This window comes from Bacillus sp. NPDC077027, from assembly GCF_050269555.1.
Lineage (GTDB): Bacteria > Bacillota > Bacilli > Bacillales > Bacillaceae > Bacillus.
Map to the genome: position 1 here is coordinate 122,643 of NZ_JBNNIO010000006.1, position 11,470 is coordinate 134,112.

Sequence of the window (11,470 nt, forward strand, 5' to 3'; positions counted from 1 at the left end):
CGATATAATGAATATCGGATGCATGTGAAAATAGACTTTAGTCCTGGTAGGTGTGTAACATAATGGCGGCATTTTTCAAATTGTTCGAAAGACCGAGTGTCAAACGCTTCTCTGTATTTGTTGTTTTAGCCACTGTATTGTATTTATTAAGAGGGATGATGAATCTTATCTTACTGACATTCATCTTTACTTTTTTAATGAATCGTTTAGAAGGATTATTAAGGCGCTTTTTGAATCATTTCCTTAAGATTGGACAAAAAGCAGTCATAACCATTCTGTATATTCTCTTAGCAGGTGGTTTGACCATTGGTGGCTTCGTCTTTGTACCTGTTATTGCCAAGCAGGTTGAACAGCTATTCAAGTTAGGAAAGAAGATTGCAGATCATCCACAAGATTTACCTTTCTTCAATGTGATCACCAATGTGTTCGGAGATTTCAAAATTTCCACCTACTTCGAAAAAGGTTTTAATTTCCTATATACATACATAACTGATTTTAGTACGTTCAGCATCCAGGTGATTATGTCCTTAATATTAAGTATGTTCTTCTTATTCGAGAAGGATCGCCTCATCCAGTTTATGAACAAGTTTAGAACGAGCAAAATCTCCGTATTTTATCATGAAATTGCCTTTTTCGGTCGTAAATTTTCAAGAACGTTTGGAAAAGTTCTAGAAGCACAATTCATTATCGCAACAGTCAACTGTGTGTTAACAACTATTGCTCTTTGGTTTATGGGATTCCCGCAATTATTCGGACTGGCTGTGATGGTCTTCCTGTTAGGGTTAATACCTGTGGCGGGTGTCGTCATATCTCTCATCCCTCTTAGCATTATTGCCTATACACTTGGTGGCGGTATGTACGTTCTCTACATTCTCCTTGTCATTGTCATCATTCATGCGATTGAGGCGTATTTCTTAAATCCAAAGTTAATGTCTGCAAAGACAGAGCTACCGATATTCTTCACGTTCGTCGTGTTAATATTCTCAGAGCATTACATTGGAATCTGGGGCTTAATTATCGGAATTCCAATCTTTGTGTTTATTTTAGATATATTAGAGGTAACAAATAAGGAAGAAAGTAATTAAAAGTTCACATGAACTGTTTACAAATTATGTGAAATAAGGTATAAATGTAATGAAAATAGTATATGACCACACGCTTAATCCTTCTAAAGGAATGGGGGACCCATTACTTTGGGGTGAATTTTTCTGTCATACAGAAAAAGGGACATCTCTTCGTCCTAACCCGTCAGCTAACCTCATCAGCGTGAAGAGAGCCCCAATTGTGGTAAATGCTTATATTACATGAAGCAAAGCCCACGAGAGAACTCTCTCGTGGGCTTTTTTATGAGGGAAAGGGGAGATTTTATTGAAGCTAGCCACTAAAATCATCATCGCACTTATTTTAGGTGCAATTACGGGACTCCTGCTCAACATTTATGCTCCAAACGTATTCAAAATTCTAGACCCTTACTTGTTTACACCTCTAGGTCAAATCTTCTTAAACTTAATTAAAATGCTCGTTGTACCGATTGTCTTTTTCTCCATCACACTTGGAGTTGCTGGGCTTGGTGATCCAAAGAAGCTAGGCAGAATCGGTGCGAAAAGTATCACTTATTTTTTATCAACCACGACTTTAGCAATCATCATCGCAATGACTTTAGCCCTACTAATCAAACCAGGATCATTTGGAACTTTTGATACTCAAGGTGCTGAATATAAAGCAGAAGAAGCCCCATCTATAGCTGAAACCCTACTAAATATTATTCCAATAAATCCAGTACAATCACTCGTTGAAGGGAATATGCTGCAAATCATTGTCTTTTGTTTATTCTTAGGACTTGGAATTGCCATTCTCGGTAAGAAAACAGAAGGACTACTCAAAATGTTAGAGCAAGGTAATGTACTAATGATGTACTTAGTCGGTGTTGTGATGAAATTTGCACCGTACGGAACATTTGGTTTAATTGCGACAGCGATTGGAAGTCAAGGGCTTGATGCAATGAAAGCAATGAGCCTATACTTCGCAGTCGTTCTACTTGCACTTGTTGTTCATTTCTTCTTAATATATGGTTCAACACTTGCGTTCTTGGCAAAACGAAATCCTTTTACGTTCTTTAAAGACTTCTCACCAGCGATGGTGGTTGCTTTCAGTACTTCTAGCAGTAATGCAGTGTTACCTGTTTCTATGGAAACAGCACAAAAAAGACTGAAAGTACCTGAGCCGATTTCAAGCTTTGTACAGCCGCTCGGTGCGACGATTAATATGGACGGGACTGCCATCATGCAAGGGGTTGCCACGATTTTTATTGCACAAGTGTTTGGTGTTGAACTGACACTCATGCAGATGCTCACAGTTGTCTTAACGGCTGTGCTTGCAAGTATTGGTACTGCAGGTGTACCTGGGGTTGGCCTCATCATGCTTGCAATGGTGCTTAATTCTGTTGGGCTTCCAGTTGAAGGAATCGCATTAATTCTCGGAATTGACCGTCTTCTTGATATGGCAAGAACGGTTGTGAATATTACTGGGGATGCTGCATGCGCAGTTATCGTAGCGGAAACTGAGAAAAAACATGAGGGATCTGCACAAACACAAAATATCTCTATGTAATAAAAAGCATGGCTGCATCAGCAGCCCTTTTTTTGTTGGAGAAAGTACATTTAGTAAAAGTGTGCATATGTCCATCGTGATATACTTTTAAACAGTGCGATGAAACGCACGGCTATTTTACTTGCAAAGGAGGAGCCAATTTGGATCCTGTCATATTAAAGATAGAAGGAACAGATAAAAAAATCGGCAACAAAGCGATTTTGACAAATATCTCAATGGACATTAGGCAAGGAGAAATCGTTGGACTGCTTGGGCCGAATGGTTCTGGTAAAACAACCTTAATTAAATTGATTGTTGGGTTAATGAAAAAGTCAAAAGGGAGCATCATAATCAATGGTTTTTCCCAAGATAAGCATTTTAAAAAAGCCATGTCGTCTGTTGGTGCGATTGTTGAGAATCCAGAATTCTATTTACATTTAACCGGATATGAAAACCTTGAGCTGTATGCAGCCATGTATAACCACATATCAGAAGAAAGAATTCAAGAGGTCATCACAAGAGTGAAGCTCGAACATGCCATTCATCAAAAAGTTAAAACGTACTCTTTAGGAATGAAACAAAGACTTGGAATCGCACAGGCGATCTTGCACAAGCCGAATTTATTGATTTTAGACGAGCCCACGAACGGACTGGACCCAGCAGGGATGAAAGATTTCCGTGAGCATCTATTGTCACTTGTTAAAGATGAGGGAACGTCTGTCTTATTCGCAACACATCTTCTTCATGAAGTGGAGGAGCTCTGTGATCGGATGGTCATCATCCAAAAAGGAACCATTAAAGCGACAGTCAATTTGCAAGAGGCCAATTCAGCTAACACACATGTACGGATGGAGATTCATCCTAGCGATCAAGCAGCCGATTGGTTAAAAACAAATGGGTATACATACGAAATGTCAGAAGGCGACTTTATCCTTCAGGTCAAAAAAGAAGAGGTTCCTATACTTAACAAACAACTCGCTCTTGCAGATCTTCAAGTATACGCCATCCAGCCACAAAAAGAATCCATTGAGGCTGCGTTTATGAAGCTAACAGAAGGAGGTACCTCTCATGTTAAATCTCATCATGAATGAGCATAAGAAATGGCTTAAACAAAAAAGCCCCTTTGTTGCGATTGGTTTAATTGCGATTTTTCAAATTGTGATGGCACTGATTGTAAAGCAACTAGTAGATGGATTTGGCGGAAATGATTCAGTGGTGAACTACTTTGCTTATTCCACGAATATGGTATTCATTCTCCAAGTGTTTGCGGTTGTCATTGGGGCAACCATCATTTCATCTGAATTTCAAAAACGAACGATCAAATTTTTATTGATTCGTCCGAAAAGCCGGTTCGAGATTTTTCTATCTAAGTACATTACACTGGTGCTGACTGTCTTATATTTGTTTCTTATTTACTATGTGCTTGCTTTTTTATTTGGGCTCATTTTATTCGGTCCACACTTCGAAGAAGACACTGGTCAATTGTTTAACCATACGCTTCAAGTAATTGGTTCGCAATGGATTGAGGTTGTGATGATGGCAAGCTTTGCTTTTCTATGCTCGTCCTTATTTAGAAACAGTTTGCTTGCACTCGTTACCTCATTTTTTGTCTTATATACAGCGAAATCACTGGTGCCCCTCATGTCGATTTTTGAAAATCAGTGGGGTAAAATTCTATTGTTTGCGAATACAGACTTCACGAAATATAGTTTCTCAGGTCCACCGCCATTTGATGGGATGACACCACTATTTTCAATCTTTATCGTTTGTGCACACTTTGTCTTTTTTGTGGGGGCTGCCTGGTTTCTATTTTGGAAACGGGATATAAATGTGTAAAAACTGTGTCAAATAATAGAGAAAATTCGTGACATTTTTGTGAAAACCAATAGGTGCATTAAATGCACCGCTTATTTTGACTTATAATAAGTAGGAGTTCATGGAGGTGACACTATCGTGAGAAATTTCATTACAGCTTTACCGATGTTACTGCTTTTGTCGTTTTCGTTTGTGTCCTTTGCCTTCCAATTTGATCATCTTGTTTATTTTAGACTTGCGCTAGGGGTATTTTCATTAGCGGGTCTTTTGATTTTGTATACATTCAAACGAAATATGAAATGGTTTATGATCTATTTATATGCAAGTTGGATGACCCTTGCTGCTGTCACAACTTTTGAGGAGCCTGTATTTTCTCAATTTTTCTTTGGTGGCTTGACGATGACAATGGGCTATTTAACATATATGCTCATTTATCTTGGCATGAAGCAGGAACGTGCAGCAAAGTCACATTAACTAAAAGCTGGTAAAATCAAGTAGTTGATTTTATCAGCTTTTTTGATGTAGCCAAATAAAAAAGAGCAGGCATCAAGCCTACTCTTTAAAATGATTCACGCCCGACAGCTGCAAGCTGTTTTTGGTGTTTATTGTCGATGTTCTTATAAATGCTTTCCATCATCTTTGGATCACGCATGATCGCTTTTTTGTTTTCTTCGATTAATTGCTGATATGTTTTGATTTTTTTCTTAGACATGATCACAGCACTCCCTGATTAAGATATCTATTTGGTTTCACTTAGATGAAATTGATAATCATTTTCAATTAGATAATTTCATTATACAAACCAAATATACGGAAGTAAAGGATCAATTCTGAAAATTCATCCAAACGACATATTTGATCTGGCTTCGACAGCAAATACTTTCCCAGGAAATAATCTGCTGTCTATTTCTGTCGCCATGTCCAACATGGTGAACCCTATTTGAAACGTTTTATTGGAATGCTACGTCTTAATCTAAGTAACTCGATTAGAGGTGAAGGATACATAAAAGGGGGATGAAAACAAAAAGGACATCAGCAATTTTGCTCATGCCCTTCATTCATAAACACCAAAAGTGAACTTGTCAAACGAATTACCGAATATAACCTTGAAGGAATTCAGTTACTTCCTCAGGTGTTTTAGCATTTGCACTGTGCAGATGGCCTGTCTTTTCGCCATTTTTGAAAATTAATAGGCTAGGAATACCCATTACTTGGTATGTTTCGGCAAGTTCAGGGAAATCGTCTTTATTTATTTCAAACCATTCATTATTAGCGTAAGTTTCCAAAATGTCAGGAATGAACATGTCCATTCTTGTGCAGTCGGGACACCATGTCGCAAAAAACTTAATAATCACTTCTTTGTCAGATTGAATGATTTCATTGAATTGTTCAGTACTTGTTATTTTTTCCAATGGTCACAACTCCTTTTCATTGTCATTTTAATATAAAATAGAGACGAATGACATTCAAATGCTCGAAACGTACTGACTGATTTTATAAATCATTTCAATTAGATGACAACAAAAATTAATTAGAGCATTTTCTGATGAAAGTGATAAGATAGTAAAGATGAATTTTAGTGGGGGGAGTATCCATTGAAAATAAGTTTAGGATTAGTTTACGGCGGAAAATCAGCCGAACATAATGTATCACTGCAAACAGCCCTTGCAGTTACAAAGGCGCTTAACACGGAGAAGTTCGATATACATCCAATTTATATTACCGAAGAGGGCGAATGGCTAAGAGGAGAAAAACTCACTGAACCAGTATCAAATGTAAAGATGCTGCAATTCGAGCAAAATGCGCAGACATTTTTGCCAACTACATTAAATAACAAGATGTTTCCACAGGTGACAACAACAGAAGAAGAGAAAATTGATGTTGTGTTCCCATTGCTTCATGGACCAAATGGAGAAGATGGAACACTACAAGGTTTACTCGAACTTTTGAATGTCCCTTATGTTGGTAACGGTGTCCTTGCATCCGCAGCGGGTATGGATAAAGTCGTGATGAAAGATGTTTTTGCTCAAGCAGGACTTGCACAGGCGAAGCACCTTTCCTTTAATAAAAAAGATTACGAAAAAGCAAAAGCCAAATGTTTAGCGCATATTGAGCAAGAGCTTGGTTACCCTTGCTTTGTCAAACCAGCAAATATGGGTTCAAGTGTTGGTATTAGTAAATGCAGAAGCCAAGAAGAACTATCAGAAGCCTTCGATTTAGCCTTCCAATATGACAGACGTGCTGTCGTTGAAGAAGGAGTTGTTGGAAGAGAAATCGAAATTGGTGTATTAGGAAATGATGAACCGGCTTGTTCAGTTGTAGGTGAAATTGCACCGAAAAAAGATTTTTATGATTACAAAGCTAAATATGAAGATGGCGATACTGACTTAATTATTCCAGCTAGTGTTTCGGAAGAGGCGTATAAAACGATTCAAGACATGGCAATTAAAGCCTTTAAAGCAATCGATGGATCGGGTTTAGTGCGTGCTGATTTCTTCCTAACAGAAGATGGACGTGTATTGATCAATGAAGTGAATACGATGCCAGGATTTACACCGTTTAGCATGTTCCCGCTTCTATGGAAACATACGGGTGTAGAATACCCTGAACTCATTGAGAAACTAGTGTCACTTGCGCTTGAACGTCATCAAGAAAAACAAACCATTAAAACAACTTTTTAATGTGAACAACAAGCATAAGACACTATCCTAACAGGTAGTGTCTCTTTTCCTTAGAGGGGAAAATGGAAAGAGAGGCGAATGAAATGATTAAACGCACAGTCGGGCAAGTTGCAAAAATGGCAGGTGGAGAGCTAACAAATCCAGCATTTGGTGAAAAAGACATTCATGGGGTGACAACAGATACTCGCAAGGTCTCAGAAGGAGCACTATTTATCCCGTTAATCGGAGAGCATTTCAATGGTCACGTTTTTGTTGAGAAAGCTCTTGAATCAGGAGCGACAGCTGTTCTTTGGAATAAACAAGAAGCGAATCCACCTGAACATGTAGCTGTGATTCTTGTTGATGATACGTTAGCTGCACTTCAACAATTGGCTAAATCCTATTTGCAAGAAGAAAACCCACGTGTTGTTGGAATTACTGGAAGCAATGGAAAAACAACGACAAAGGATATGATCCATTCTGTCTTACAAACTACGTACCGGGTACATAAAACAGATGGGAACTTTAACAACCACATTGGACTTCCCCTTACCATTTTAGCAATGCCGAAAGGGACTGAAATTGCTGTTCTTGAAATGGGAATGAGTGCAAAAGGAGAAATTGAATTTCTTTCCGAATTAGCAGAGCCTGAGGTAGCGGTTATTACAAATGTCGGTGAGTCGCACATGCAAGACCTTGGTTCAAGAGAAGCCATTGCCGATGCCAAATGCGAAATTGTAAAAGGGCTAAAAGAGGAAGGCGTCCTTTATTATCTAGGAGACGAACCACTTCTTTGTGAAAGGGCTGAGGAACTCTCGCGTACTACAAAAACTTTCGGTGAATCAGAGAGCAGTGATGTCCATTTGACCCATATGAACCAACTTGCAGAAGGTACTGAATTTCATGTGGAAGGATACAGCCAGGCGTTTTTAATTCCTGTTTTAGGGAAACACAATGTCAAGAATGCACTTGCTGCCATAGCAATCGGTCAGCATTTTCAATTAACAGAAAAACAAATAGCCCAAGGCCTTATGCAAACGAAATTGACAGGTATGCGCTTAGAGCTGTTCCAAACGGATAACGGCATTACTGTCATTAATGATGCCTACAACGCAAGTCCGACCTCGATGAAAGCCGCGATCGACCTTGTTGGTGACATGGATGGATTCGCAAACCGAATTCTCGTCTTAGGGGATATGCTAGAGATGGGTGAAGAGGAACAGTCGTATCATCGTGATCTTGGTCGCTACATTCAACCAAAGTATATTGATTTTGTGCTAACATATGGTGACCTGGGCGCATTTATTGCAGAAGGGGCAAAAGAAACTTTCGAAGAAGACCGTGTCTTCCATTATCTTGAGAAAGCCGAGCTGAAGAAGAAGCTAGTACAATTAGCTGGTGCTAAGGATGTTATTCTTGTAAAGGCTTCACGCGGCATGCGTCTTGAAGAGGTTATTACAGATCTATAAAAGATAAAGTAGTAAAAAGAAGGTGGCAATATGATTGGCTGTTTGTGTATCCATGGTTTTACAGGGACACCATATGAAGTGGAGCCACTCGTCCAATATTTAAAAAAGACAACAGATTGGACAATTCAGCCTGTGACACTGCCAGGCCATGGGGAAACTCACAATTTCAAAGGTGCCTTATATCAGGAGTGGATTGCCTCTGCTGAACTTGAGCTCTTCTCACTACTAAAGACATGTGACACGATATTTATCATTGATTTTTCAATGGGGGAATGATTGCATCATACCTAGCAGCCAAATACCCTGTTGCCCGTCTTGTGCTTTTAAGCGCTGCGGAAAAATATGTGAACCCTAAACAAATGGTTCAGGATATGAGACAAATGTTAAAGGAGTCTCGTTCAGGACTTCTTGCTGAAAATCCCTTGTATCACAGATATCGTCATAAGTTCTCAAGGACCCCAGTAGCAGCAACAATCGAGTTTATGAAGCTGGTAAAATGAACCAAAGCCTCTCTTGAAAAATTACACTTACCAGTTTTAATTGTACAAGGTGAAAGTGATGGGATTGTCCCTGTGACAAGCGCTGATTATATCTATCACAAAATCCCTTCTCACAATAAGAAACTGTATTACCTGCCAAATTGTAAGCATCTTGTCTGTCATGAACCTTGTGCGGGAAAATTATTCGAAAGTGTCGATTAATTTTTAAAGAAAGATTTTTAGTATATAAAAAAGCGAAAATGTGGCTAAACTAATATAAAAAGATGCATGCTAGTTAAAATTTCCAAACTTTTTTGTCGAACGAGCCTTAAGCCTATGTTACAATAGAAAGAGGCGGTTGAATCGTTTGTTCCAATATGATGGCAAAACCTTCATTCCTCAGTCTAATTCTGAGAATGGCGAGGTTTCAAGTGCCACAATGTTTCATTATCGACAGGAAAGTCACATTTTAACTGGTGCATATAAAGGCGGAAGTATTTTATCTGGTGTACTGGTAGGAACAGTAAATGATGATGGAACACTTCAATTTAGGTACCATCACGTCAACGAAGACGATAGCATGAGAAGTAGATCTTGTTATTCGGTTCCAAAGCAGTTAGATCATGGTAAAATTCAGCTGCATGAAAAGTGGAAATGGATGGACGGAGATCTAAGCGAAGGCGAATCTGTCATTGAAGAACTGTAGATTGCATTGATTTCTGCCTTGTTGAAAAACACATAGTGTAATGGTAAGATAAAACGTAAAGTAATTCGGGCTTTGTATATAATGACCTGTCCTTTCAGTAAATGGGCAGTTTTTAATGATCATTCACGAGATTACTGAAACAGCAAGTAGAAGGAGTTTGAATAAATTGACAATAACGTTTCAAGATTTTAATTTAAGCGAAGGTCTCATGGCGTCTATTAACCGCATGGGATTTGAAGAAGCAACACCAATTCAGGCAGAAACGATTCCACTCGGTCTTCAAAATAAAGATGTCATCGGACAAGCACAAACAGGAACTGGAAAAACAGCAGCATTTGGTATTCCTCTAGTTGAGAAAATTGACCCCGCGTCTCCAAATATTCAAGCGATTATTATTGCGCCAACAAGAGAACTTGCGATTCAAGTTTCTGAAGAACTTTATAAAATTGGCCAAGACAAGCGTGCGCGTGTACTTCCGATTTACGGTGGACAGGATATCGGTCGCCAAATCCGTTCACTCAAGAAAAATCCTCACATTATCGTAGGGACTCCAGGACGTTTATTAGACCACATTAACCGTCGTACGATGCGTCTCCAAAATGTTGAAACAGTTGTACTTGATGAAGCAGATGAAATGCTAAACATGGGTTTCATTGAAGATATCGAATCGATCTTGTCAAATGTGCCAAGTGAGCATCAAACACTGTTATTCTCTGCAACGATGCCTGCACCAATTAAACGCATTGCAGAGCGTTTCATGACGAACCCAGAGCATGTCAAAGTAAAAGCGAAAGAGATGACTGTCTCAAACATTCAACAATTCTATTTGGATGTCCAAGAGCGTAAGAAATTCGATACATTAACACGTCTTCTTGACATTCAATCTCCAGAATTGTCAATCGTATTCGGTCGTACAAAACGTCGTGTTGACGAACTAACTGAAGCATTGAACCTGAGAGGTTACGCAGCTGAAGGTATTCATGGTGACTTGACTCAAGCAAAACGTATGGTAGCACTTCGTAAGTTTAAAGAAGGCGCAATTGATGTGCTTGTTGCAACAGACGTTGCGGCACGTGGACTTGATATCTCAGGTGTCACACATGTTTATAACTTTGACGTACCTCAGGATCCTGAAAGCTATGTTCACCGTATTGGACGTACAGGACGTGCTGGCCGTACCGGAATGGCAGTAACATTTATCACTCCGCGTGAAAAAGATATGCTTCGTGCGATTGAACAAACAACAAAACGTAAAATGGATCGTATGAAAGAGCCGACATTGGATGAGGCAATTGAAGGTCAACAACAAGTAACCGTCGACCGTCTTCGCACAATCATTGGCGAAAACAACCTGAACTTCTACATGACAGCAGCTGCTGAACTATTAGAAGAACATGATTCTGTCACAGTGGTTGCAGCTGCAATCAAAATGATGACAAAAGAGCCAGATGCAACACCTGTCCGTTTGACAGATGAAGCACCAATGATCGGGAAACGCCATCGTAGCAACCGTAGCTCTAGCTCATCTTCTAAACGCAGAGAGGGTGGTAGCGGAGGCTATCGCGGTAAAGCTAAAAATACTCGTTCTTCTTACGGTGATAAAAAACGTTCATCATCCACTGATCGTAATCGTTCTTCTAGCGATCGCCGTCAAAAGAAATCATTTAACTAAACAAACAATTCAAAGCGAATCCCTAACAGGATTCGCTTTTTCTAAATGGAAAATTGGAACTTTTCACGCCGCATTTCGTA

General features: G+C 39.2%; 11 protein-coding genes, 1 pseudogene and 1 riboswitch. Of the genes and pseudogenes, 10 read left to right on the forward strand and 2 right to left on the reverse strand.

The genetic code is table 11. From position 1 onward, the window contains the following. Window positions 1–62 precede the first annotated feature (62 nt). From ACQKEZ_RS17370 to ACQKEZ_RS17390, 5 genes are all read left to right on the forward strand, one after another. Window positions 63–1,085: an AI-2E family transporter gene (locus ACQKEZ_RS17370; RefSeq protein WP_427302948.1), complete on the forward strand. Its 1,023-nt coding sequence runs from the start codon at window positions 63–65 to the stop codon at window positions 1,083–1,085. A 61-nt stretch (window positions 1,086–1,146) separates the two neighbouring features. After that, a riboswitch (cyclic di-AMP (ydaO/yuaA leader) is annotated at window positions 1,147–1,281 on the forward strand. 87 nt (window positions 1,282–1,368) lie between these two features. Next, a complete protein-coding gene (locus tag ACQKEZ_RS17375; protein WP_427302950.1) occupies window positions 1,369–2,610 on the forward strand; it encodes a dicarboxylate/amino acid:cation symporter in 1,242 nt (413 codons plus the stop codon). Between the two features lie 140 nt (window positions 2,611–2,750). After that, window positions 2,751–3,680, forward strand: a complete 930-nt coding sequence (locus ACQKEZ_RS17380; RefSeq protein WP_427302952.1) for an ABC transporter ATP-binding protein — start codon at window positions 2,751–2,753, stop codon at window positions 3,678–3,680. Next, on the forward strand, window positions 3,658–4,425 hold the full coding sequence (locus ACQKEZ_RS17385) for an ABC transporter permease (RefSeq protein WP_427302954.1): 768 nt from the start codon (window positions 3,658–3,660) through the stop codon (window positions 4,423–4,425). The genes ACQKEZ_RS17380 and ACQKEZ_RS17385 overlap by 23 nt, the downstream gene beginning before the upstream one ends. A gap of 117 nt (window positions 4,426–4,542) precedes the next feature. Continuing rightward, complete coding sequence (locus tag ACQKEZ_RS17390; RefSeq protein ID WP_427302955.1) at window positions 4,543–4,878, forward strand: hypothetical protein; 336 nt, start codon at window positions 4,543–4,545, stop codon at window positions 4,876–4,878. Window positions 4,879–4,963: 85 nt separating this feature from the next. Here the strand turns inward: ACQKEZ_RS17390 and fbpB are convergent, their stop codons facing one another. Together fbpB and ACQKEZ_RS17400 are read right to left on the reverse strand one after the other, a co-directional pair. After that, entirely contained in the window at window positions 4,964–5,116 is a 153-nt protein-coding gene (gene fbpB / locus ACQKEZ_RS17395; protein WP_427302957.1) for a Fur-regulated basic protein FbpB, read from the reverse strand. A 379-nt stretch (window positions 5,117–5,495) separates the two neighbouring features. Further along, window positions 5,496–5,816 (reverse strand): thioredoxin family protein, encoded by a 321-nt coding sequence (locus tag ACQKEZ_RS17400; RefSeq protein WP_427302959.1) that lies wholly within the window; start codon window positions 5,814–5,816, stop codon window positions 5,496–5,498. A 183-nt stretch (window positions 5,817–5,999) separates the two neighbouring features. On the opposite strand from ACQKEZ_RS17400, the gene ACQKEZ_RS17405 reads away from it, so the two are divergent. The 5 genes and pseudogenes from ACQKEZ_RS17405 (at window position 6,000) to cshA (ending at window position 11,390) form a co-directional block, all read left to right on the forward strand. Then, a complete protein-coding gene (locus ACQKEZ_RS17405; RefSeq protein ID WP_427302961.1) occupies window positions 6,000–7,085 on the forward strand; it encodes a D-alanine--D-alanine ligase in 1,086 nt (361 codons plus the stop codon). Between the two features lie 83 nt (window positions 7,086–7,168). After that, entirely contained in the window at window positions 7,169–8,533 is a 1,365-nt protein-coding gene (locus tag ACQKEZ_RS17410) for a UDP-N-acetylmuramoyl-tripeptide--D-alanyl-D-alanine ligase (protein ID WP_427302963.1), read from the forward strand. 30 nt (window positions 8,534–8,563) lie between these two features. Next, window positions 8,564–9,234, forward strand: a pseudogene (locus ACQKEZ_RS17415) (alpha/beta hydrolase). Window positions 9,235–9,379: 145 nt separating this feature from the next. Next, a complete protein-coding gene (locus tag ACQKEZ_RS17420; protein WP_427303090.1) occupies window positions 9,380–9,718 on the forward strand; it encodes a n-acetylglutamate synthase in 339 nt (112 codons plus the stop codon). A gap of 166 nt (window positions 9,719–9,884) precedes the next feature. After that, complete coding sequence (gene cshA, locus ACQKEZ_RS17425) at window positions 9,885–11,390, forward strand: degradosome RNA helicase CshA (protein ID WP_427302965.1); 1,506 nt, start codon at window positions 9,885–9,887, stop codon at window positions 11,388–11,390. Window positions 11,391–11,470: the final 80 nt, after the last annotated feature.